At 69.7% G+C, this 22,235-nt stretch carries 20 protein-coding genes; 11 read left to right on the forward strand and 9 right to left on the reverse strand.

Annotation, left to right across the window (positions count from 1 at the left end; genetic code table 11):
* The first annotated feature begins 9 nt into the window (after nucleotides 1-9).
* From sigM to trxA, 4 genes are all read left to right on the forward strand, one after another.
* The gene (gene sigM, locus GA0115240_RS08985; RefSeq protein ID WP_093736128.1) at nucleotides 10-681 is read left to right on the forward strand and encodes an RNA polymerase sigma factor SigM; all 672 of its coding nucleotides are present in this window, start codon (nucleotides 10-12) and stop codon (nucleotides 679-681) included.
* On the forward strand, nucleotides 678-1,550 hold the full coding sequence (locus GA0115240_RS08990; protein WP_093736129.1) for an anti-sigma factor family protein: 873 nt from the start codon (nucleotides 678-680) through the stop codon (nucleotides 1,548-1,550). The genes sigM and GA0115240_RS08990 overlap by 4 nt, the downstream gene beginning before the upstream one ends.
* A gap of 109 nt (nucleotides 1,551-1,659) precedes the next feature.
* The gene (gene trxB / locus GA0115240_RS08995; RefSeq protein ID WP_093736130.1) at nucleotides 1,660-2,610 is read left to right on the forward strand and encodes a thioredoxin-disulfide reductase; all 951 of its coding nucleotides are present in this window, start codon (nucleotides 1,660-1,662) and stop codon (nucleotides 2,608-2,610) included.
* A 55-nt stretch (nucleotides 2,611-2,665) separates the two neighbouring features.
* Nucleotides 2,666-2,995 (forward strand): thioredoxin, encoded by a 330-nt coding sequence (trxA, locus tag GA0115240_RS09000; protein ID WP_093736131.1) that lies wholly within the window; start codon nucleotides 2,666-2,668, stop codon nucleotides 2,993-2,995.
* Between the two features lie 94 nt (nucleotides 2,996-3,089).
* Here trxA and GA0115240_RS09005 read toward each other — a convergent pair whose 3' ends face one another.
* The 9 genes from GA0115240_RS09005 to rpmH all read right to left on the reverse strand — a co-directional run bounded on the left by GA0115240_RS09005 (nucleotide 3,090) and on the right by rpmH (nucleotide 9,917).
* The gene (locus GA0115240_RS09005; RefSeq protein ID WP_093736132.1) at nucleotides 3,090-3,707 is read right to left on the reverse strand and encodes a GNAT family N-acetyltransferase; all 618 of its coding nucleotides are present in this window, start codon (nucleotides 3,705-3,707) and stop codon (nucleotides 3,090-3,092) included.
* Nucleotides 3,708-3,798: 91 nt separating this feature from the next.
* Nucleotides 3,799-4,896 carry a ParB/RepB/Spo0J family partition protein gene (locus GA0115240_RS09010; RefSeq protein ID WP_093736133.1) on the reverse strand — a complete coding sequence of 366 codons (1,098 nt, stop codon included), beginning with the start codon at nucleotides 4,894-4,896 and terminating at the stop codon, nucleotides 3,799-3,801.
* Nucleotides 4,893-6,008, reverse strand: coding sequence for a ParA family protein (locus GA0115240_RS09015; protein ID WP_093736134.1), 1,116 nt, complete (start codon nucleotides 6,006-6,008; stop codon nucleotides 4,893-4,895). Before GA0115240_RS09015 ends, GA0115240_RS09010 begins: the two co-directional genes overlap by 4 nt.
* A 323-nt stretch (nucleotides 6,009-6,331) precedes the next feature.
* Complete coding sequence (rsmG, locus tag GA0115240_RS09020; protein WP_093736135.1) at nucleotides 6,332-7,072, reverse strand: 16S rRNA (guanine(527)-N(7))-methyltransferase RsmG; 741 nt, start codon at nucleotides 7,070-7,072, stop codon at nucleotides 6,332-6,334.
* A gap of 189 nt (nucleotides 7,073-7,261) precedes the next feature.
* On the reverse strand, nucleotides 7,262-7,780 hold the full coding sequence (locus tag GA0115240_RS09025) for a Jag family protein (RefSeq protein ID WP_256069621.1): 519 nt from the start codon (nucleotides 7,778-7,780) through the stop codon (nucleotides 7,262-7,264).
* 25 nt (nucleotides 7,781-7,805) lie between these two features.
* Nucleotides 7,806-9,044: a membrane protein insertase YidC gene (gene yidC / locus GA0115240_RS09030; RefSeq protein WP_256069623.1), complete on the reverse strand. Its 1,239-nt coding sequence runs from the start codon at nucleotides 9,042-9,044 to the stop codon at nucleotides 7,806-7,808.
* 2 nt (nucleotides 9,045-9,046) lie between these two features.
* Nucleotides 9,047-9,364 carry a membrane protein insertion efficiency factor YidD gene (gene yidD / locus GA0115240_RS09035; RefSeq protein WP_075016398.1) on the reverse strand — a complete coding sequence of 106 codons (318 nt, stop codon included), beginning with the start codon at nucleotides 9,362-9,364 and terminating at the stop codon, nucleotides 9,047-9,049.
* Entirely contained in the window at nucleotides 9,361-9,759 is a 399-nt protein-coding gene (gene rnpA, locus GA0115240_RS09040) for a ribonuclease P protein component (protein ID WP_093736138.1), read from the reverse strand. The genes yidD and rnpA overlap by 4 nt, the downstream gene beginning before the upstream one ends.
* Nucleotides 9,760-9,779: 20 nt before the next feature.
* Complete coding sequence (gene rpmH / locus GA0115240_RS09045; RefSeq protein WP_003975051.1) at nucleotides 9,780-9,917, reverse strand: 50S ribosomal protein L34; 138 nt, start codon at nucleotides 9,915-9,917, stop codon at nucleotides 9,780-9,782.
* A gap of 412 nt (nucleotides 9,918-10,329) precedes the next feature.
* Between rpmH and dnaA the strand changes: the two genes are divergently transcribed.
* The 7 genes from dnaA to gyrA all read left to right on the forward strand — a co-directional run bounded on the left by dnaA (nucleotide 10,330) and on the right by gyrA (nucleotide 22,037).
* On the forward strand, nucleotides 10,330-12,138 hold the full coding sequence (dnaA, locus tag GA0115240_RS09050; protein ID WP_093736139.1) for a chromosomal replication initiator protein DnaA: 1,809 nt from the start codon (nucleotides 10,330-10,332) through the stop codon (nucleotides 12,136-12,138).
* A gap of 904 nt (nucleotides 12,139-13,042) precedes the next feature.
* Nucleotides 13,043-14,173, forward strand: a complete 1,131-nt coding sequence (gene dnaN, locus GA0115240_RS09060; protein WP_093736140.1) for a DNA polymerase III subunit beta — start codon at nucleotides 13,043-13,045, stop codon at nucleotides 14,171-14,173.
* A gap of 122 nt (nucleotides 14,174-14,295) precedes the next feature.
* Nucleotides 14,296-15,174 (forward strand): phosphogluconate dehydrogenase (NAD(+)-dependent, decarboxylating), encoded by an 879-nt coding sequence (gene gnd, locus GA0115240_RS09065; protein ID WP_093736141.1) that lies wholly within the window; start codon nucleotides 14,296-14,298, stop codon nucleotides 15,172-15,174.
* 64 nt (nucleotides 15,175-15,238) lie between these two features.
* Nucleotides 15,239-16,432, forward strand: coding sequence for a DNA replication/repair protein RecF (recF, locus tag GA0115240_RS09070; RefSeq protein WP_093736142.1), 1,194 nt, complete (start codon nucleotides 15,239-15,241; stop codon nucleotides 16,430-16,432).
* A 113-nt stretch (nucleotides 16,433-16,545) separates the two neighbouring features.
* On the forward strand, nucleotides 16,546-17,034 hold the full coding sequence (locus GA0115240_RS09075) for a DUF721 domain-containing protein (RefSeq protein WP_256069626.1): 489 nt from the start codon (nucleotides 16,546-16,548) through the stop codon (nucleotides 17,032-17,034).
* Between the two features lie 292 nt (nucleotides 17,035-17,326).
* Entirely contained in the window at nucleotides 17,327-19,327 is a 2,001-nt protein-coding gene (gene gyrB, locus GA0115240_RS09080; RefSeq protein ID WP_093736143.1) for a DNA topoisomerase (ATP-hydrolyzing) subunit B, read from the forward strand.
* Nucleotides 19,328-19,406: 79 nt separating this feature from the next.
* The gene (gene gyrA / locus GA0115240_RS09085; RefSeq protein WP_093736144.1) at nucleotides 19,407-22,037 is read left to right on the forward strand and encodes a DNA gyrase subunit A; all 2,631 of its coding nucleotides are present in this window, start codon (nucleotides 19,407-19,409) and stop codon (nucleotides 22,035-22,037) included.
* The last annotated feature ends 198 nt before the right edge of the window (nucleotides 22,038-22,235 follow it).

Here is a 22,235-nt window from a genome sequence, read left to right on the forward strand (position 1 = left end):
GAGCCGACGGTGCAGGGAAACCCGTTCGCGGACGCCGACGACGCCGAACTGCTCGCCCGCCACGTGGCGGGCGAGCCCGATGCCTTCGGTGAGCTCGTGCGCCGGCACCGGGACCGGCTGTGGGCGGTGGCGCTGCGGACACTCGGCGACCGGGAGGAGGCGGCGGACGCCGTCCAGGACGCGCTGGTGTCGGCGTTCCGGGCCGCCCACACCTTCCGCGGCCAGTCCGCGGTCACCACCTGGCTGCACCGGATCACGGTGAACGCCTGCCTGGACCGCGTTCGCCGGACCGCATCCCGCCGCACCGCCCCGATCGCCGACGACGGGAACTTCGAGGCCCTGATGGAGCCGCACGAGTCGGCCGAGGCGCCGGCCGAGCGCGGGGAACTCCACCGGGAACTACTGGCTGCACTGTCCACGCTGCCGCCCGAGCAGCGGGCCGCCCTCGTCCTGGTGGACATGCAGGGCTACCCCGTCGCCGAGGCTGCCGCGCTGCTGGACGTGCCGACCGGCACCGTGAAGAGCAGATGCGCCCGCGGGCGCGCCCGGCTGCTGCCGCTCCTCACCCATCTGCGGGCCGACGGCATGGATAGCGCCGTCGACAGCGGGGGAAGGAACCGGGCGGAGGGGACATCCGTCACAGAGACGGGAACAGAGCAGGGCGGAGGTGGCCACCGATGACAGCGACGACGGGTTCGGGAACGGACCCCCATCCCGAGGTCACCGAGATCTCCGACCTGACCGAGGGGCTGCTCCCACCCCGGCGCGCCGCCGAAGTCCGGGAGCACCTCACCGGCTGCGCCCTGTGTGCGGACGTCCTGGCCTCCTTGACGGAGATCCGCGACCTGCTGGGCACACTGCCGGGGCCGACCCGGATGCCCGCCGACGTGGCCGGCCGGATCGACGCGGCGCTGGCCGCCGAGGCCCTGCTCGACGCCACCTTGCCGAGTCAGCGTGTTTCACGTGAAACATCGTCGAGCACCCATGTTCCACGTGAAACATCGCCCGCCGTCTACCGCGATCCGCGCCCGCGCAAGCGACGGCCCGGACTGCTGCTGGCCGCGTCGGTGGCCGGGGTGGCTCTTCTGACCGGCGCCCTGTACGAGGCGGCGTCCAGCGGCGGGGGCGGCTCGGGCGGCGACGACGCCTCCAGCTCCATGAAGAAGGTCGAGGGATCGTCCGCCGTACCGGCCGCCGGCCCCGTCGCGGACCAGGTGGCCGCCCAGGTGCGGCAACTGCTCGGCAAGCGCGTCCCGGCGTCCGTCGGGACCCCCGGCAAGGGTGGCAATTCCCCGATGCTCGACCGGGGCACTACTGCGGCCGGCGGGACCGACGCGGCGAGCGGCGTGCCCTCGTGTGTCCTCAAGGGCACCCGGCAGTCCCAGCCGCTGCTCACCGCGGAGCGCTATCTCTTCCGGGGCACCGATTCCTACCTGGTCGTCCTGTCGCATCCCGACGACAGCTCCCTGGTGGACGCCTACGTGGTGAATGCCTCCTGTACGGCCTCCAGCCCGGGCGTACTGCTCTTCCGGAGCACCTATCCACGCTGAGCCAGGGCGGCGCACTGCCAGGGGAATGCCGGGCCCGTAGGATCCGTTAGGCAGGACGTGAGTCCAGCAATGGTCCCCACAGCAGTCCGCAGAGACGAGGAAGACACCCGTGAGCGACGTCCGTAATGTCATCATCATCGGCTCGGGGCCCGCGGGATACACCGCGGCGCTCTATACGGCGCGTGCCTCGCTCAACCCGCTGGTGTTCGAAGGATCGGTCACCGCCGGCGGCGCGCTGATGAACACCACCGAAGTGGAGAACTTCCCCGGGTTCCGCGACGGCATCCTGGGCCCGGATCTGATGGACAACATGCGGGCCCAGGCCGAGCGCTTCGGCGCCGAGCTGATCCCGGACGACGTGACCGCCGTCGACTTCAGCGGTGACATCAAGACCGTCACCGACTCGGCCGGCACCGTGCACCGGGCCAAGACCGTCATCGTCACCACTGGTTCGCAGCACCGCAAGCTCAACCTCCCCAACGAGGACCAGCTCTCGGGGCGCGGCGTCTCCTGGTGTGCCACCTGTGACGGCTTCTTCTTCCGTGAGCAGGAGATCGCGGTCATCGGCGGCGGCGACACCGCGATGGAGGAAGCGACCTTCCTCTCCCGGTTCGCCAAGTCGGTGAAGATCGTGCACCGCCGGGACAGCCTGCGCGCGTCCAAGGCGATGCAGGAGCGCGCGTTCGCCGACCCGAAGATCTCCTTCGTGTGGGACAGCGAGGTCGCGGAGATCCACGGCGACGGCAAGCTGTCCGGGCTGACCCTGCGGAACACCAGGACGGGCGAGACCTCCAAGCTGCCCGTCACCGGGCTGTTCATCGCCATCGGCCACGACCCGCGCACCGAGCTGTTCAAGGGACTGCTCGACCTGGACGCCGAGGGATACCTCACCGTGCAGGCTCCCACGACCCGCACCAACATCCCCGGCGTCTTCGCGGCCGGCGATGTGGTGGACCACAGCTACCGCCAGGCGATCACCGCGGCCGGTACCGGCTGCTCCGCCGCGCTGGACGCCGAGCGCTACCTGGCGGCGCTTGCCGACGCCGAGAAGACCGCCTGATCCGCTTCTGCCCCATCACCCCTCCGTAACGCATCACGACCCTGAGGAGACCGCCGTGGCCGGCAACACCAAGCCCGTAACCGATGAGACCTTTGCCGACGAGGTACTCGCCAGCGACAAGCCCGTGCTGGTGGACTTCTGGGCCGAGTGGTGCGGCCCGTGCCGCCAGATCGCCCCCTCGCTGGAGGCCATCGCCGCAGAGCACCCGGACGAGATCACCATCGTCAAGCTCAACATCGACGAGAACCCGGTCACCGCGGCCAAGTACGGTGTGATGTCCATCCCGACCCTCAACGTGTACAAGGGCGGCGAGGTCGTGAAGACCATCGTCGGCGCCAAGCCGCGTGCCGCTCTGGAGCGCGACCTCGCCGACTTCATCGGCTGACACGACACCGGCGGCGGCCGGTCACTGTTCCACGTGGAACAGTGACCGGCCGCCGCCGTTTGCGTGCCGCCCACTCAGTGAGCGACCCGGCCGCCTAGAGCGGTCGCAGCGCGGGCTCCTTCTGGACGGCGCCCAGCAGACGGTCGATCGCCATCTCCACGTCTTCCTTCCAGGAGATCGTGGAACGCAGCTCCAGCCGCAGCCGGGGGTAACGCGGGTGCGGACGAACTGTTTTGAAGCCGACCGCGGTCAGATGGTCGGCCGGCAGCACGCAACCGGGCGCGTCCCACCTGGCGTCGCCGAACGCCTCGATCGCCTTGAAGCCGCGCCGGACCAGGTCCTTGGCGACGGTCTGAACCAGTACTCGCCCGATGCCCTGCCCCTGATAGCCCGGCAGGACCCGAGCGGTCATCAGCTGCACGGCGTCCGCCGAGACCGGACTGGTCGGGAAAGCCGTCGAGCGGGGTACATACGCGGCCGGGGCGTAGAGCACAAAGCCCACCGGCGCCTCGTCCACATAGACGACCCGGCCGCAGGAACCCCACTCCAGCAGGACCGCGGAGATCCAGGCTTCCTTCTCCAGCTCGGGCTTGCCGGCCTGCACGGCGGCCTCGCCGCTGACCGGGTCCAGTTCCCAGAACACGCAGCGGCGGCAGGGTTTGGGGAGGTCCGGGAGATTGTCCAGAGTGAGTGGTACCAGCCGACGTCCCATGTGGCCAAGACCCCGTTTCTGTCGCGAACCGAACCGTCCTCGGGCAGGCAGCCCCCGGGCACCCCGGCGGCTCAGCCGGGGTGCCCGTCCCTCACTCCGCGTCGTCGTCCTCAGGTTCTTCGTCGAGCCGGCTCTCAAGCACCTTGCCCTCGCCGGGAGCCATCGCCCCGAGGATCCGCTCCAGATCCTCTATGGACGCGAACTCAACAACGATCTTTCCCCGCTTCTGGCCCAGATCGACCTTGACCCGGGTCTCGAACCGGTCGGAGAGCCGCGAGGCGAGATTGGTCAGCGCCGGCGAGATCCGCTTGCCGGCCCGGGGGGCCGCGGCCTTCCGGGCCGGCTTGTCGTCGCCGTTCATCATCATCACGATCTCTTCGACCGACCGGACCGACAGCCCTTCGGCCACCACCCGGTTGGCCAGCTTGTCCTGCTCCTCGGCGTCGTCCAGTCCGAGCAGGGCCCGCGCGTGGCCGAAGGAGATCACCCCGGCCGCCACCCGGCGCTGTACCGGAGCCGACAGCTTCAGCAGCCGCAGCGTGTTGGAGACCTGGGAACGGGACCGCCCGATCCGGTCCGCCAACTGCTCGTGGGTGCAGGCGAAGTCCCGCAGCAACTGGTCGTAGGCGGCGGCCTCCTCCAGCGGATTGAGCTGGGCCCGGTGCAGATTCTCCAGCAGGGCGTCGAGCAGCAGCTTCTCGTCGTCGGTCGCCCGGACGATCGCCGGGATCCGCTCCAGGCCGGCCTCGCGGCAGGCCCGCCAGCGACGCTCGCCCATGATCAGCTCAAAGCGGTCGGTGCCGATCTGCCGCACCACGACCGGCTGCAGCAGACCCACCTCCTTGATGGAGGCAATGAGCTCGTTCAGCGCGTCCTCGTCGAAGACCTCGCGCGGCTGGCGCGGGTTCGGCGTGATCGCGTCCAGCTCCAGCTCCGCGAAATAGGCCCCCTCCACCGGGGCCCGCTGCGGAGACGGATCAGGCTCTGTTTCACGTGAAACAGGGATGTCCACCACCGGCGGGGCGGACTCGGCCGCGCCCCGGTCCACCAGACCGGTCACCTTGGCCGCCGCGACACCACGCTCGGGTGTCAGGACGGATGCTGACGACGGCGATGTGCCGGTCGACTGCGGCGCGGCCGGGATCAGCGCGCCGAGACCACGGCCGAGCCCTCTGCGTCGATCACTCACTGGATGCCCTCCGACATGCTGTGCGGGTTGTGCTCACTGTGCTCGCCCTGCGGGTCGTACTCCACGGCCACACTGCCCGGCAACCCGCGCAGTGCCATCTCCCGGGCCGCCTCCAGATAGGACAGGGCGCCGCTGGATCCGGGATCGTAGGTCAGCACGGTCTGGCCGTAGCTGGGTGCCTCCGAGATGCGCACCGACCGCGGGATGCTGGTCCGCAGCACCTCCTTGCCGAAGTGCGTCCGGACCTCCTCGGCGACCTGGGCGGCCAGCCGGGTCCGGCCGTCGTACATCGTCAGCAGGATCGTCGACACGAAGAGCTTCGGGTTGAGGTGGGCGCGGACCAGGTCCACGTTCTTGAGCAACTGGCCGAGGCCCTCCAGGGCGTAGTACTCGCACTGGATCGGGATGACCACCTCGGCGCCCGCCACCATGGCGTTCACGGTGAGCAGACCCAGCGAGGGCGGACAGTCGATCAGGACGTAGTCCAGCGGCTGTTCGTAGGATTCCAGTGCCCGCTGGAGCCTGCTCTCGCGGGCCACCAGGGAGACGAGCTCGATCTCGGCGCCCGCCAGGTCGATGGTGGCCGGCGCGCAGAACAGGCCCTCCACGTCGACCACCGGCACGACGACGTCGGAGAGCGGCTTGCTCTCCACCAGCACGTCGTAAATGGACGGGACTTCGGCGTGGTGGTCGATGCCCAGCGCCGTGGAGGCGTTGCCCTGCGGGTCCAGGTCGATCACCAGCACCCGGCTGCCGTGCAGGGCCAGGGATGCCGCCAGATTCACCGTGGTCGTGGTCTTGCCGACCCCGCCCTTCTGGTTGGCGACCACCATGATCCTGGTCTGGGCGGGCCTGGGCAGTCCCTCACCGGTGCGGTTCAGCGCTTCGACAGCCAGTTGGGCGGCGCGACCGATGGGGGTGTCATCCATGGGAGGCAATGTTTCACGTGAAACATCACCCCCGAACCCCGGGGGCCCGGAATAGGGTCCCCCGGCTGAATCAGCTGAGCGGGGACCGGGGACCGGATCGGCCATCGGCCCCGCGATGTTGGCGTCGGACCGCAAGGACTCACTCTCCTCGACTTCAGGCTCGCAATGAGAAGAGCCTGCCATGCCCGAGGGGTGCTGAACCAGCGAGGCCGGGCCGCCTGTGGATAAATCCCGAGAACTGTCCACAGCGGCGGTCGTCTTAACGGGTTTATTGGCACGGGCTTCAGCTGCGGCACGGCCGCGGCTGAGCACTCCGGGAAGCAGCGAGCGACGTTTCACGTGGAACACGATGCACAGCGCCGCGCTGCTATCTCCGTAGACACTCCGGATTATGTCGTTTTGGCCGTTTGTATGGCGCAGCGCGCGCCCGCACCTTGCTGCCGCCGCCCCGCCACCCGCCGCCCCGGCTCAGCGTCCCGAGCGACTCAGCTCAGTGCCCCGGCGAATCAGCGGCGGCGCCGACCGCCGACCCCACCACGCGGTCCGCGACTGGCCCGCGCCGCCTTCGCCCTGCGGGTCGCCGCCCGCACACCGCCCGGACTCTCCCCGACCAGCACCCGCACCACCGTGGACATCGGGTCCACGATGCCCTCACCGACCTGGACCACCACAGCGTCCACCGCGCCCAGCCGGCTCAGCGCCGCCCGGGCCGCCTTCAGCTCCGCCTCCGCGGTGTCGCCCTTGAGGACCGCCATCTCGCCGTGCGGCCGCAGCAGCGGCAGCCCCCAGCCGGCCAGCCGCTCCAGCGGCGCCACCGCCCGCGCGGTGACCACGTCCACCGGCGGCAGCTTGCCCACCATCTCCTCGGCCCGGCCCCGCTCCACCGTGACATTCGCGATCCCGAGCAGCCTGACCACCTCTTCGAGGAAGGTGGTCCTGCGCAGCAGCGGCTCCAGCAGCGTGATCCGCAGATCCGGCCGGGCCAGCGCCAGCGGAATCCCGGGCAGTCCGGCCCCGGAGCCCACATCGCAGACCGACACGTCCTCGTCGATGACCTCGGACAGCACCGCGCAGTTCAGCAGATGCCGCTCCCACAGCCGGGGAACCTCCCGCGGCCCGATCAGCCCGCGCCGCACCCCCGCGTCGGCGAGCAGTTCCGCGTAGCGCAGCGCGTCGGCGAACCGTTCGCCGAAGACCGTCCGGGCCTGCTCCGGCGGCGCGGGAAGCTCCGCTGCTGCCTCGGTCACGGGGACTGTCCTTTCCTCGGTTCTGCACCAGACATGAGACACCAGACACCAGACGTATCAAGCCCGACCGTGTGCGCAACACCACACGTACACGATCAGGCTCACAAGCTTCGGCCCCGCCTGCGAACAGACGGGGCCGACAGAGCGGACAGCACAGGCGGCGCGAGCGCGGCTGCCTCGGGAGGGGCGTCAGACCGGGAGAACGACCACCCGGCGCTGGGGCTCCTCACCCTCGGACTCGCTGCGCAGCCCGGCCGCCGCCACCGCGTCGTGCACGACCTTGCGCTCGAACGGCGTCATCGGGTCCAGCTTCACCGGCTGCCCGGTCTCCTTCGCCTCGGCCGCCGCGCTCGCGCCCAGCTTCGCCAGCTCGGTCCGCTTGCGGGCGCGGAAGCCGCCGATGTCCAGCATCAGCCGGCTGCGCTCACCGGTCTCCCGGTGCACCGCGAGCCGGGTCAGCTCCTGGAGCGCCTCCAGCACCTCGCCGTCCCGGCCGACCAGCTTGTTCAGCTCGCGGCTGGCGGTGTCGCCGACGATCGAGACCGAGGCGCGCTCTCCCTCGACGTCCATGTCGATGTCACCGTCGAGGTCGGCGATGTCCAGCAGCCCCTCCAGGTAGTCCGCGGCGATCTCACCCTCCTGCTCCAGGCGGGTCAGTGTCGCGGACGAGCCGCTGTCGGGTGCCGTGGTGGTGTTGACGTCGCTCACGCCTGGCATCTCCTCTTACTTCCTCTTACTTCTTCTTCGACGCGTTGCTCGGCTTGGACTTGGGTCCGCCTGCCCGGGGACTGCCGCCCTTGCCGGAACCGGCCCGGGGCGCACCCGCCCGGGGCGCACCCGGCTTCGCGCCGTTGGCGCCGTTCGCACCGCCGGCCGGCTTCGGCCCGCCCGAGGTCTTGGGGGCCGCGGCGCCCTTCGCCCGGGTGGGACCGCCGGCCGGGCCCGCGCTGTCCGCGCTGTCCGCACCGTCCGAGCTGCCGGCCGCCGTACCGCTGCCGGCCGCACCGGTGCCGCTGCCACCGCCGGCCGTGCCACCGCCGCCGGGACCCCCGGTGCGCTGGGACTTGGACTGGCGCTTGGGCTGGGTGCGGTTGGCACGCGCCGCCTCGACGGCCTCCTTGGCCTTGATCTCCTCCGGCGGCTCCACGAGCTTGCCCTTGGCCCGCAGCCGCTCCTGGCGCTGCTTGAAGGCGAGGCTGCCCGGCGTGGGATTGCGCCGGATGACGACCAGCTGCTGCGCCATCGTCCAGACGTTGGTGGTCAGCCAGTACAGCAGCACACCGACGGGGGCGATGATGCCGAAGACGGCGAAGATCAGCGGGAACACGTACATCAGCATCTTCTGCTGCTGCATGAACGGCGTGTTCACCGACATGTCCACGTTCTTCGTCATCAGCTGGCGCTGCGTGTAGAACTGCGAGAACGACATCAGCACGATCATGATGATCGTGACGATGCGCACCTCGGTCTGCGTGGTGCCCAGGTGGGCCAGCGTCGTGGCGCTGTCCAGGAACTTGGCCGGCAGCGGAGCGCCGAAGATGTGGGCGCTCTGCGCGCTCCGCACCAGGTTCTCGTGGATGACGCCGACCTGATTGCCCTTCGCCACGTTGCTGAGCACGTGGTAGAGGGCGAAGAAGAACGGCGACTGGACGAGGATCGGCAGGCACGAGGAGAGCGGGTTGGTGCCCGTCTCCTTGTACAGCTTCATCATCTCTTCCGACTGCTTCTGCCGGTCGTTCTTGTAGCGCTCCTGGATCGCCTTCATCTTCGGCTGGAGCACCTGCATGTTCCGCGTGGACTTGATCTGCTTGACGAACAGCGGGATCAGGGCCGTGCGGATCAGCACCACCAGCGAGACGATGGACAGACCCCACGCCCAACCGCTGTTCGGGGCGAAGATCAAGCCGTAGAAAGCGTGGAATTGGACGATGATCCACGAGACGGCGTCATAGAGGGGGTTCAGGATCCCCACAGTCAGGCTCCTTGGGCGTGAGAGGGTCCGGTGGGCTCGGGGGTGACGGGCCCGTCGGAGCCGCCCCGCAGGTAGCGGCGCAGCCGATCGTGCCATGGCGGTCGTTTACGCGGCGGGACATGGTCCACACCACCTGGCGACCAGGGATTGCACCGCAGGATGCGCCACGCGGTCAGGGCGGTGCCCTTGATCGCGCCATGCCGGTCGATGGCGGTGTACCCGTAGTGGGAGCAGGAGGGGTAATACCGGCACACCGGTCCCAGCAGCGGACTGATCGTCCACTGATACAACTTGATCAGTGCCAGTAGCGGATATTTCATCGAGCCACCCTCCCCTCGGCCTCGCCATGGGTGTCACGATCCAGCAGCCGCGACAGTGCGGCGTCCAGATCGAGGGCCAGCTGTGCATGGTCCGCACTGCCGGCTCCGGGCAGTGCGCGTACTACAACCAGGCTACCGGGGGGCAGCAGAAGCAGACGTTCGCGGACAAGATGACGCAGTCGGCGCTTGACCAGGTTGCGTTCCACCGAGCCGCCGACGGCTTTGCTCACGACGAAACCCGCACGTGCCGGGGGAGTCCTCTCCCCAGGTACGTGCGGGTCCGTGGTGTCGCGACGCAGGTGGACCACCAGCAGCGGTCGACCCGCTCGGCGTCCGCGGCGAACCGCTTCTGCGAAGTCCTGCCGGCGTCTCAGCCGATTCTCGGTGGGAAGCACGGCATGGGACCTGTGACGAATCAGGCAGACAGCCGGGCGCGGCCCTTGCTGCGGCGGGTCGCGAGGATCGCGCGGCCGGCGCGGGTGCGCATACGCAGACGGAAGCCGTGGGTCTTCGCACGACGGCGGTTGTTCGGCTGGAAGGTGCGCTTGCTCACTCGGGGGCTCCAGGGAGATTCGTGGGTCCGACGGGGAGTCGCCTGGCTGTCACCGTTCGCCCACGAAAAACTCGCGGACCAGTCGGGTGTACCGCTCCAACGACCTTCCGATACGTATCCGGAAGATCTTCGCCCATCGGTAGGCAGGCGGCAGCAGCCATCGACAACTCGACCTCGATACGGTACGTGCGGCTAGGCCATCCGGTCAAACCCGGCGGTGGCACCCCGTCATTTGTACACAGCCTGTGGACAACGACTTGAACCGCGCAGTGCGCCCTGACTACCGTGACGGAACCACGGGACTGGACTCTGTACCCACCTGGTACCGAACCTCGATCACTTCCCGCCCGTCCCGACGATCACACTTTCGCGGGAGTTCTCAGCACTACCAGACACCGAGAGAGCGTGCACTGTGGCCGACGTGAGTGCCGATCTTGCCGCAGTGTGGCCGCGGGTACTGCAGAAACTGCTGGCGGACAGCGAGGACCTGAAGCCCAAGGACGCCGAGTGGCTCAAGCGCACCCAGCCGCTGGCCCTGGTGGCCGGCACCGCGGTCCTCTCCGCGCCCAACGAGTTCGCCAAGAGCGTCCTGGAGGGGCGGCTGCTGCCGCTGATCACCGAGGTGCTCAGCCGTGAGTTCGGTCACTCCGTCGGCATCGCCATCGCGGTGGCCTCCGGCGGCGACCAGGAGCAGCCGCCCCCGCCGCAGGAGCGCCCCGAGCCGCAGGCCCCGGCCGGCGGCCAGGACCCCTACGACCAGGGCCCCCGGATGCGGCCGGCCTACCCCGAGCACCGGGACTGGCAGCAGCCGGGGCTCGGTACCTGGGGAGCCCCGGCGCCCGGCGGCTTCCAGGACCGCGACCCCGACGCCTACGGCGGCCAGCGCGAGCCGTACGACGGCAGGCGCGACCCCTACGACGGGCAGCCCGGTTCCTACGAGCCGCCCCGCGAGCAGCGCTACCGGTCCGAGACCCACGACGGCTACCCGACCGTGCCCCACCAGGGCCACCAGGGCCACCCGGGCCATCAGAGCCACCAGCCCTACCCGCCGGCGCCCGGCGGCTACCAGCAGCAGGGCCAGGGGCCGCAGGCCCCCCGCTCCGAGGACCGCCCCGGCGGACCGTCCGGCTCGCACGGGCGCCACGGCGCCCCGGGCGGCGGCTCCGGCTCCTCGGGCGGCGCCGTCGAGCCGACCGCGCGGCTGAACCCGAAGTACCTCTTCGACACCTTCGTCATCGGCGCCTCGAACCGCTTCGCGCACGCCGCCGCGGTCGCGGTGGCCGAGGCCCCGGCCAAGGCGTACAACCCGCTCTTCATCTACGGCGAGTCCGGCCTCGGCAAGACGCACCTGCTGCACGCGATCGGGCACTACGCGCGCAGCCTGTACCCCGGCACCCGGGTCAGGTACGTCAGCTCCGAGGAGTTCACCAACGAGTTCATCAACTCCATCCGGGACGGCAAGGCGGACGCGTTCCGCAAGCGGTACCGGGACATGGACATCCTGCTGGTCGACGACATCCAGTTCCTGGCGCAGAAGGAGTCGACGCAGGAGGAGTTCTTCCACACCTTCAACACGCTGCACAACGCGAACAAGCAGATCGTGCTGTCCTCCGACCGGCCGCCCAAGCAGCTGGTCACCCTGGAGGACCGGCTGCGCAACCGCTTCGAGTGGGGCCTGATCACCGACGTCCAGCCGCCCGAGCTGGAGACCCGGATCGCGATCCTGCGCAAGAAGGCGGTGCAGGAGCAGCTGAACGCGCCGCCCGAGGTGCTGGAGTTCATCGCCTCCCGGATCTCCCGCAACATCCGCGAGCTGGAGGGCGCGCTGATCCGCGTCACGGCCTTCGCCAGCCTCAACCGCCAGCCGGTCGACCTGCAGCTCACCGAGATCGTGCTGAAGGACCTGATCCCGGGCGGCGACGACTCGGTACCGGAGATCAGCGGCACCGCCATCATGGCCGAGACCGCCGCGTACTTCGGGCTGGCGGTGGACGACCTGTCCGGCTCCTCGCGCAGCCGGGTGCTGGTCACCGCGCGGCAGATCGCCATGTACCTGTGCCGCGAGCTGACGGATCTGTCGCTGCCGAAGATCGGCGCGCTGTTCGGCGGGCGCGACCACACCACGGTGATGCACGCGGACCGCAAGATCCGCTCGCTGATGGCCGAGCGGCGGTCCATCTACAACCAGGTGACCGAGCTGACCAACCGCATCAAGAGCTGACGCCGGCGGCGGGCCGCTCCCGCAGCTGCGCTCAGGCCGGCCCTCCGCAAGGGCCCGCCGGCCTCTCCGCACCTCTCCGCACCTCTCCGCACCTCTCAGCGCCACTCAGCGCCACTCAGCGCCACTCAGCGCCTCGGGATCAACTCCCGGGGCGCTGCTTGTTGTTCACCTTTTCGAGTAGCCGCTGTTCGATTCCAGGTCGCCGGCAGCGAGTTCTCCACAGATTTGGCACGATCTCGGTGTCCACACCCTGGGGACAGCAGAGTTGTCCCGAAAGCCTCCACAGGCCACGCCCGCCCGAAGCCATCGGGCCAGCTCAGCGGGCTGGGGATATGTGGGCAACCGATGTCCACAGGCTGTGGACGGGGTGGACGTCCCCAGGGGGTCGTTCGGAGTTGTCCACCGCCCGCCCACAGGATGGCCCCTGTTGTGCACAGCTCGGAGCCACTTCTCCACACCTTTGTCCACTGTTCGGCAAGGAAATGCGCTCTGTCCCACGGAAGAGTGAAAGGCGTCACACCAAGGGGGTGGGTTGGCCTGGGGAGAACCTGGGTATTTCTGGGGACGGCGCTGGGGAGAACCCGGGGTCCCCTGTGGAGCGGGTGTGCACAACTTCCGGCCGTCCACAGCAGGGCCTGTTTGTCCACCGGCTCCCTCCACAGGCCCGGTGGATAAAAAACCCGGCCTGACCTGCACCGGAACCGGTTATCCACGGTATCCACAACCCCTACTACTACGACTACACGTAGATACCGGGGAAACTGCTTCGAAGCAGGGTCTGTGCACAACTCGGCCCGGCGCCGCCCCTCCGCTGTGTCGCGGCTTGACGCCAACCCGCACCGGCTGTCAGTCCGGTAGGTCAGACTGTTCTCCGACAGCCAGCAACGAGCAGGAGGCGGTTCCGGTGAAGATCCGGGTGGAGCGCGACGTACTTGCCGAGGCGGTGGCTTGGGCAGCCCGCAGCCTCCCGGCCCGCCCCCCGGTGCCCGTCCTGGCCGGGCTGCTGCTGAAGGCCGAGGAGGGCAGGCTCAGCCTGTCCGGCTTCGACTACGAGGTCTCCGCCCGCGTCTCGGTGGAGGCCGAGATCGACGAGGAGGGCACCGTCCTGGTCTCCGGCCGGCTGCTCGCCGACATCTCGCGCGCCCTGCCCAACCGCCCGGTCGAGATCTCCACCGACGGTGTCCGGGTCACCGTCGTCTGCGGCAGCTCGCGGTTCACCCTGCACACCCTGCCGGTGGAGGAGTACCCGGCGCTGCCCGCGATGCCGGTCGCCTCGGGCACCGTCCCCGGTGAGGTGTTCGCCGCCGCCGCGGCCCAGGTGGCCATCGCGGCCGGCCGGGACGACACCCTGCCGGTGCTCACCGGTGTGCGGATCGAGATCGAGGGCGACACGGTGACGCTGGCCGCCACCGACCGCTACCGCTTCGCGGTCCGCGAATTCCTGTGGAAGCCGGAGCAGGCCGACATCTCCGCGGTCGCCCTGGTGCCCGCCAAGACCTTGCTGGACACCGCCAAGTCGCTGACCAGCGGCGACACCGTCTCCATCGCGCTGGCCGGCTCCGGCGCCGGTGAGGGCCTGATCGGGTTCGAGGGCGCCGGCCGGCGCACCACCACCCGGCTGCTCGAGGGCGACCTGCCGAAGTACCGCACGCTGTTCCCGACCGAGTTCGCCTCGATCGCCGTGATCGACACCGCGCCCTTCGTCGAGGCGGTCAAGCGCGTCTCGCTGGTCGCCGAGCGGAACACCCCGGTGCGGCTGAGTTTCGAGCAGGGCGTGCTGACCTTGGAGGCCGGCTCCAGCGACGACGCACAGGCTGTGGAAAGGGTCGACGCCAAGCTGGAGGGCGACGACATCTCGATCGCCTTCAACCCGACCTTCCTGCTGGACGGGCTGAGCGCGATCGACTCGCCGGTGGCCCAGCTGTCCTTCACCACCTCCACCAAGCCCGCGCTGCTCAGCGGTCGCCCCGCGGCCGATGTCGAGGCGGACGACGCGTACAAGTACCTGATCATGCCGGTCCGCCTGTCCGGCTGAGCCGGCGAAGCGGAGCCGACGTAGGCTCAGCCTCACGTCAGGCACCGTCGGATCCCGTCGGACACCTGCGGGTCAGGCATCGCTCGGACACGCGTCGAACGCCTCGAAACGAAGGATCAGTGATGGAGCTCGGTCTCATCGGTCTCGGCAAGATGGGCGGCAATATGCGCGAGCGCATCCGCCGCGCCGGCCACACCGTCATCGGGTTCGACAGGAACCCCGATCTTGCCGATGTCCACAGCCTCAAGGAGCTGGTGGACTCGCTGCACGGCCCGCGCGTGGTCTGGGTGATGGTCCCGGCCGGCGCCGCCACCCAGTCGACGCTCGACGAGCTGGGTGAGCTGCTCTCCCCCGGCGACCTGGTGATCGACGGCGGCAATTCCCGCTGGACGGACGACGAGAAGCACGCCAAGCAGCTGGCCGGCAAGGGCATCGGCTTCGTCGACTGCGGCGTCTCCGGCGGCGTCTGGGGCCTGGCCAACGGCTACGCGCTGATGTACGGCGGCACCGACGAGGACGTCGCCAAGGCCCAGCCGATCTTCGACGCCCTCAAGCCCGAGGGCGACTCCGGCGCGGTGCACGCCGGCAGCGTCGGCGCCGGCCACTTCGCCAAGATGGTCCACAACGGCATCGAGTACGCGATGATGCAGGCGTACGCCGAGGGCTGGGAGCTGCTGGAGGCGGTCAAGTCGGTCACCGACGTCCGCGAGGTCTTCCGGTCCTGGAAGTCCGGCACGGTCATCCGCTCCTGGCTGCTGGACCTCGCGGTGGACGCGCTCGACAAGGACGAGCACCTGGGCGATCTGCGCGGCTACGCGGACGACTCCGGTGAGGGCCGCTGGACGGTGGAGGCCGCGATCGACAACGCGGTGCCGCTGCCGGCGATCACCGCCTCGCTCTTCGCCCGCTTCTCGTCCCGCCAGGACGACTCGCCGCAGATGAAGATGGTCGCCGCGCTCCGCAACGAGTTCGGCGGCCACGCGGTCACCGCGGCCGAGTAGGCCCCGGACCGCCGTACCGCACGTCAGAGCAGGGAGGTCGGCGCGCCCAGCGCCACAGCACGCGATGCACGTAGCGCACTTGTCGCTCGCCGACTTCCGCTCCTACGCCCGGGCCGAGGTCCCTCTCGACCCGGGCGTGACCGCTTTCGTGGGTCCCAACGGCCAGGGCAAGACCAATCTGGTCGAGGCGATCGGCTATCTGGCCGCCCTGGCCAGCCACCGGGTCGCCTCCGACGCCCCCCTGGTCCGGGTCGGCGCGGACCGCGCGGTGGTACGGGCCCAGGTGGTGCAGGGCGACCGGCAGCAGCTGGTCGAGCTGGAGATCAATCCGGGCCGGGCCAACCGGGCCCGGATCAACCGGTCCTCCCAGGTCCGGCCGCGGGATGTGCTGGGCATTGTCCGCAGCGTGCTGTTCGCCCCCGAGGACCTGGCCCTGGTCAAGGGCGACCCGGGTGAGCGCCGCCGCTTCCTGGACGAGCTGATCACCGCTCGCACGCCCCGGCTGGCCGGGGTGCGCAGCGACTACGAGCGGGTGCTCAAGCAGCGCAACACCCTGCTGAAGACCGCCGCGATGGCCCGCCGGCACGGCGGCAAGGGCGCCGACCTGTCCACCCTCGACGTCTGGGACCAGCACCTGGCCCGGGTCGGTGCGGAGCTGTTGGCCCAGCGGCTGGACCTGGTCGCGGCCCTGCAGCCGCTGACCGACAAGGCCTACGAGCAGCTCGCCCCCGGCGGCGGACCGGTCGGCCTGGAGTACCGCGGTTCGATCGGCGACGAGCGGGGCGAGCGCGACGGCTTTCCGGCGGGCGGCACGGTCGGCGGCCCGGGCGGGACGGCTGGAACGGCGGGGGCGACCGCCCGGGAGGATCTGTTCGGCCGGCTGATGCAGGCCCTGGCCGACAGCCGCCGCCAGGAGATCGAGCGGGGTGTGACGCTGGTGGGTCCGCACCGTGACGATCTGGTGCTGAAGCTGGGCCCGATGCCGGCGAAGGGCTATGCCAGCCATGGCGAGTCGTGGTCGTATGCGCTGGCGCTGCGGCTCGCGTCGTACGAGCTGCTGCGGGCCGACGGCGGTGAGCCGGTGCTGGTGCTGGACGACGTGTTCGCCGAGCTGGACGAGCGGCGCCGGGTGCGGCTGGCCGAGCTGGTCGCGCCGGGCGAGCAGGTGCTGGTGACGGCCGCGGTGGACGACGATGTGCCGGGCGTGCTGGTGGGGACGCGGTTCTCGGTGGAGAACGGGACGGTGGAGCGGCTGTGAGCGAGCAGGAATCGCTGGGCGTCCCGGGCGCCCGCAAGGAGTCCGGCGTCCCGGCCGCCGAAGCGGCCGGGAGCGGTGCTGCCCCGGGCGGCCGGACCGCCGAGCCGGCCGGGGTGGACCTGGCGCGGGTGGCGCTGCGGGCCGCGAAGGAGCAGGCCCGGGCCCGGGGTGCCGCGGCCGTGCAGAAGAAGCAGTCCCGGCGGGGCGGGGGCCTGCGCAGTGGCGCCCGCGCCGACGGCCGGGACCCGCTGCCGCTGGGCGCCGCGATCAGCCGGCTGATCACCGAGCGCGGCTGGGAGGCGCCGGCCGCGGTCGGCGGGGTGATGGGCCGCTGGCCGCAGATCGTCGGCCCGGAGGTGGCGCTGCACTGCGCGCCCGAGCGCTATGACGAGGACGAGTCGGTGCTCACGGTGAGTTGCGACTCAACGGCCTGGGCCACGCAGCTGCGGCTGCTGGCGCCCACCTTGGTGGCCCGGCTGAACGCGGATCTCGGCCACGGCACGGTGAAGCTGATCAAGGTGCTGGGCCCTGCCGCGCCCCCGCGTTCGTACGGCCGGCTGCGGGCGCCGGGCAGCCGCGGCCCCGGTGACACCTACGGGTGAGCGTCCCTGGTGACAGGCGGGACAGGAGTGCCCCTGCGCAGCGTAGCCGGGGGTTGACAGCTGGAAGCCCTGGATGCCCGTGTGAGCGGTTTCGGCCCTGGGGCCGCGTGTAGGGAGTCGGGCGGCAAGGGGTTCGCTCGGTACATGGGAACTCAGGTACCGCCATAGCCCCATTCATGTCGCCGCTACCGGTAGACTGCTAAGCAGACCGCCCTCCCCTGGCAGACCGGCAGGGGTACCCCAGCGGAACATGTCGAACGACGCAGCCGCCCCCGCCCGCGGGAGACGGCTCGTGCTGTGCCAGAAAGGGCGCTTCGTGGCCGATTCCGGCAACCCCAACGAGAAGTCCAACAAGTCCTACAACGCCGCCCAGATCACTGTGCTCGAGGGCCTCGACGCGGTGCGCAAGCGCCCCGGCATGTACATCGGCTCGACCGGTGAGCGGGGTCTGCACCACCTCGTGTACGAGGTCGTCGACAACTCGGTCGACGAGGCGCTGGCGGGTCACGCGGATTCCATCGACGTGACGATCCTGCCCGACGGCGGGGTCCGCGTGGTGGACAACGGCCGCGGTATCCCGGTGGACATCGTCCCCTCGGAGGGGAAGCCGGCCATCGAGGTCGTGCTGACGGTGCTGCACGCCGGCGGCAAGTTCGGCGGCGGCGGCTACGCGGTGTCCGGCGGCCTGCACGGCGTCGGCGTCTCCGTGGTCAACGCGCTGTCCAGCCGGGTCGCGGTGGAGGTCCGCCGGGACGGCTACCGCTGGACGCAGGACTACAAGCTGGGGGTGCCCACCGCGCCGCTCGCCAAGAACGAGGCGACCGACGACACGGGCACCACGGTCACCTTCTGGGCCGACGCGGACATCTTCGAGACCACGGACTTCTCCTTCGAGACGCTGTCGCGGCGCTTCCAGGAGATGGCGTTCCTCAACAAGAACCTGCGGCTCGCGCTGACCGACGAGCGCCCCGACCACGTGGACGAGGACGGCAAGCCGCTCCACGCGGAGTACCGGTACGAGGGCGGCATCGTCGACTTCGTGAAGTACCTGAACTCGCGCAAGGGCGAGCTGATCCACCCCACCGTCATCGACATCGAGGCGGAGGACAAGGAGCGGCTGCTCTCGGTCGAGGTGGCGATGCAGTGGAACACCCAGTACAGCGAGGGTGTCTACAGCTTCGCCAACACCATCCACACCCATGAGGGCGGCACCCACGAAGAGGGCTTCCGCGCGGCGCTGACCAGCCTGGTCAACCGCTACGCGCGGGACAAGAAGCTGCTGCGGGAAAAGGACGACAACCTCACCGGCGAGGACATCCGCGAGGGTCTGACCGCGATCATCTCGGTCAAGCTCGGTGAGCCGCAGTTCGAGGGCCAGACGAAGACCAAGCTCGGCAACACCGAGGCGAAGACCTTCGTGCAGAAGGTCGTGCACGAGCACCTGACCGACTGGCTGGACCGCAACCCCAACGAGGCGTCGGACATCATCCGCAAGTCGATCCAGGCGGCCACCGCCCGGGTCGCGGCCCGCAAGGCCCGGGACCTGACCCGCCGCAAGGGGCTGCTGGAGTCGGCCTCGCTGCCGGGCAAGCTGAGCGACTGCCAGTCCAACGACCCGACGAAGTGCGAGATCTTCATCGTCGAGGGCGACTCGGCCGGCGGCTCGGCGAAATCGGGCCGCAATCCGCAGTACCAGGCGATCCTCCCGATCCGCGGCAAGATCCTGAACGTGGAGAAGGCGCGGATCGACAAGATCCTGCAGAACACCGAGATCCAGGCGCTGATCTCCGCCTTCGGCACCGGGGTGCACGAGGACTTCGACATCGCCAAGCTCCGCTATCACAAGATCATCTTGATGGCGGACGCCGATGTCGACGGCCAGCACATCAACACCCTGCTGCTGACGTTCCTGTTCCGCTTCATGCGACCGCTGGTCGAGGCCGGGCACGTCTACCTGTCCCGCCCGCCGCTGTACAAGGTCAAGTGGGGCCGCGAGGACTTCGAGTACGCCTACTCCGACCGCGAGCGCGACGCCCTGGTCGAGCTCGGCAAGCAGAGCGGCAAGCGGATCCGCGAGGACTCGATCCAGCGCTTCAAGGGCCTCGGCGAGATGAACGCCGAGGAACTGCGGATCACCACCATGGACATCGATCACCGCGTGCTCGGCAAGGTCACCCTGGACGACGCGGCGCAGGCCGACGATCTGTTCTCGGTGCTGATGGGCGAGGACGTGGAGGCACGGCGCACCTTCATCCAGCGCAATGCCAAGGACGTCCGCTTCCTGGACATCTGAGTCGGCCTCCGACTGTGGCCGCTTCGGCTGCTCTGGCCGTTGCGCCAGCTGAGCCGTGTGAAAGGACAATCTGACAGCGATGGCCGACGAGACTTCCAACCTTCCGCCCACGCCCGACCTCCCCGAGTCCGAGATGGACCAGCGCAACGAATCCGGGGGGCTGCGCATCGAGCCCGTCGGGCTCGAGACCGAGATGCAGCGCAGCTATCTCGACTACGCGATGTCCGTCATCGTCTCGCGCGCCCTGCCGGACGTGCGCGACGGCCTCAAGCCGGTGCACCGCCGGGTGCTCTACGCGATGTACGACGGCGGGTACCGCCCCGAGAAGGGCTTCTACAAGTGCGCGCGCGTCGTCGGCGACGTGATGGGCACCTACCACCCGCACGGTGACTCCTCGATCTACGACGCGCTGGTCCGTCTCGCGCAGCCGTGGTCGATGCGGATGCCGCTGGTGGACTCCAACGGCAACTTCGGCTCACCGGGCAACGACCCGGCCGCCGCCATGCGGTACACCGAGTGCAAGATGGCGCCGCTGGCCATGGAGATGGTCCGGGACATCGACGAGGACACCGTCGACTTCACGGACAACTACGACGGCCGCAACAAGGAGCCGACCGTCCTGCCGGCCCGCTTCCCGAACCTGCTGATCAACGGTTCGGCCGGGATCGCGGTCGGTATGGCCACCAACATCCCGCCGCACAACCTGCGCGAGGTCGCGGACGGCGCCCAGTGGTTCCTGGCCAACCCGGACGCGGAGCCCGAGGAGCTGCTGGACGCGCTGATCGAGCGGATCAAGGGCCCGGACTTCCCGACCGGCGCCCTGGTCGTCGGCCGCAAGGGCATCGAGGAGGCGTACCGCACCGGTCGCGGCTCCATCACGATGCGCGCGGTGGTCGAGGTCGAGGAGATCCAGAACCGGCAGTGCCTGGTCGTCACCGAACTGCCGTACCAGACCAACCCGGACAATCTGGCGCAGAAGATCGCCGACCTGGTCAAGGACGGCCGGATCGGCGGCATCGCCGACGTCCGCGACGAGACCTCGTCGCGGACCGGCCAGCGCCTGGTGATCGTGCTCAAGCGGGACGCGGTCGCCAAGGTGGTGCTGAACAACCTGTTCAAGCACACCGACCTGCAGACCAACTTCGGCGCCAACATGCTGGCCCTGGTCGACGGGGTGCCGCGCACCTTGTCGCTGGACGCGTTCATCCGCAACTGGGTGACGCACCAGATCGAGGTCATCGTCCGGCGCACCCGTTTCCGGCTGCGCAAGGCCGAGGAGCGCGCGCACATCCTGCGCGGCCTGCTCAAGGCGCTCGACGCGATCGACGAGGTCATCGCGCTGATCCGGCGCAGCGACACGGTCGAGACCGCGCGTGAGGGCCTGATGGGCCTGCTGGAGATCGACGAGATCCAGGCGAACGCGATCCTGGAGATGCAGCTGCGCCGGCTGGCCGCCCTGGAGCGCCAGAAGATCGTCGCCGAGCACGACGAGCTGCAGGCGAAGATCAACGAGTACAACGCGATCCTGGCCTCCCCGGAGCGGCAGCGGCAGATCATCAGCGAGGAGCTGCAGGCGATCGTCGACAAGTTCGGCGACGAGCGGCGCAGCAAGCTGGTGCCCTTCGACGGTGACATGTCCATCGAGGACCTGATCGCCGAGGAGGACATCGTCGTCACCATCACGCGGGGCGGCTATGTGAAGCGCACCAAGACCGAGGACTACCGGTCGCAGAAGCGTGGCGGCAAGGGCGTGCGCGGTACCAAGCTGAAGCAGGACGACATCGTCGACCACTTCTTCGTGACCACCACGCACCAGTGGCTGCTGTTCTTCACCAACAAGGGCCGCGTCTACCGCGCCAAGGCCTACGAGCTGCCCGACGCGGGCCGGGACGCGCGCGGTCAGCACGTCGCCAACCTGCTGGCCTTCCTGCCGGACGAGAAGATCGCCCAGATCCTGGCCATCAAGGACTACGAGGCCGCGCCGTACCTGGTGCTCGCCACCAAGGCCGGCCTGGTCAAGAAGACCGCCCTGAAGGACTACGACTCCCCGCGGGCCGGCGGCGTGATCGCGATCAACCTGCGCGAATCCGAGGGCGCCGAGAGCGGCATCGTCGGATCGGACGAGCTGATCGGTGCCGAACTGGTGTCGGCGGACGACGACCTGCTGCTGGTCAGCCGCAAGGCGCAGTGCATCCGCTTCACCGCCACCGACGAGGCGCTGCGGCCGATGGGCCGGGCGACCTCGGGTGTCAAGGGCATGAGTTTCCGCGAGGGTGACGAACTCCTCTCCATGAATGTGGTGCGGCCCGGTACGTTCGTCTTCACAGCCACTGATGGCGGCTATGCCAAGCGGACCCGGGTCGACGAATATCGCGTCCAGGGCCGCGGCGGACTCGGCATCAAGGCGGCGAAGATCGTGGAGGACCGCGGCTCGCTGGTCGGGGCGCTGGTGGTGGAGGAGAGCGACGAGATCCTCGCCATCACCCTGAGCGGCGGCGTGATCCGTACGCGGGTCAATGAAGTCAGGGAGACGGGCCGTGACACCATGGGCGTTCAACTGATCCACCTCGGGAAGCGGGACGCCGTCGTCGGTATCGCGCGCAACGCCGAGGCGGAGGATGATCCCGAGGTGGCTCTGGTGGCCGGCGAGGGAGAGCTCGAGACTGCGGCCGAGGGCGAAGTGCCCGCGGCCGGTGAACCGGAGGAGTAAGCCGTGAGTGGAGCCACGGGCGCCGCGGGTGGGGCCGGGTCGACCGGAGGTGCCTCTGGCTCGGCCAACCTCAGCGGCCCTCAAGAGGGGGGATACACCGTGACGGACACCCGTCAGCCGCCACCGCATCAGCCGCCGTCGGCGTACGCGCCGCCACCGCCGCCGGGTGCCCCCGGCGTTCCCGGGCCCGCGCCCGGG

The sequence above is a fragment of the Streptomyces sp. DvalAA-14 genome, from assembly GCF_900091855.1.
In the GTDB taxonomy this organism is placed as follows: domain Bacteria; phylum Actinomycetota; class Actinomycetes; order Streptomycetales; family Streptomycetaceae; genus Actinacidiphila.

Bases quoted from the DNA above. Each gene is read 5' to 3' on its own strand.
- gnd (WP_093736141.1), top strand. From the start codon at position 14,296: ATGGAGCTCGGTCTCATCGGTCTCGGCAAGATGGGCGGCAATATGCGC.
- gyrA (WP_093736144.1), top strand. From the start codon at position 19,407: ATGGCCGACGAGACTTCCAACCTTCCGCCCACGCCCGACCTCCCCGAG.
- GA0115240_RS08990 (WP_093736129.1), top strand. From the start codon at position 678: ATGACAGCGACGACGGGTTCGGGAACGGACCCCCATCCCGAGGTCACC.
- recF (WP_093736142.1), top strand. From the start codon at position 15,239: ATGCACGTAGCGCACTTGTCGCTCGCCGACTTCCGCTCCTACGCCCGG.
- GA0115240_RS09005 (WP_093736132.1), bottom strand. From the start codon at position 3,707: ATGGGACGTCGGCTGGTACCACTCACTCTGGACAATCTCCCGGACCTC.
- GA0115240_RS09015 (WP_093736134.1), bottom strand. From the start codon at position 6,008: ATGGCAGGCTCTTCTCATTGCGAGCCTGAAGTCGAGGAGAGTGAGTCC.
- yidD (WP_075016398.1), bottom strand. From the start codon at position 9,364: ATGAAATATCCGCTACTGGCACTGATCAAGTTGTATCAGTGGACGATC.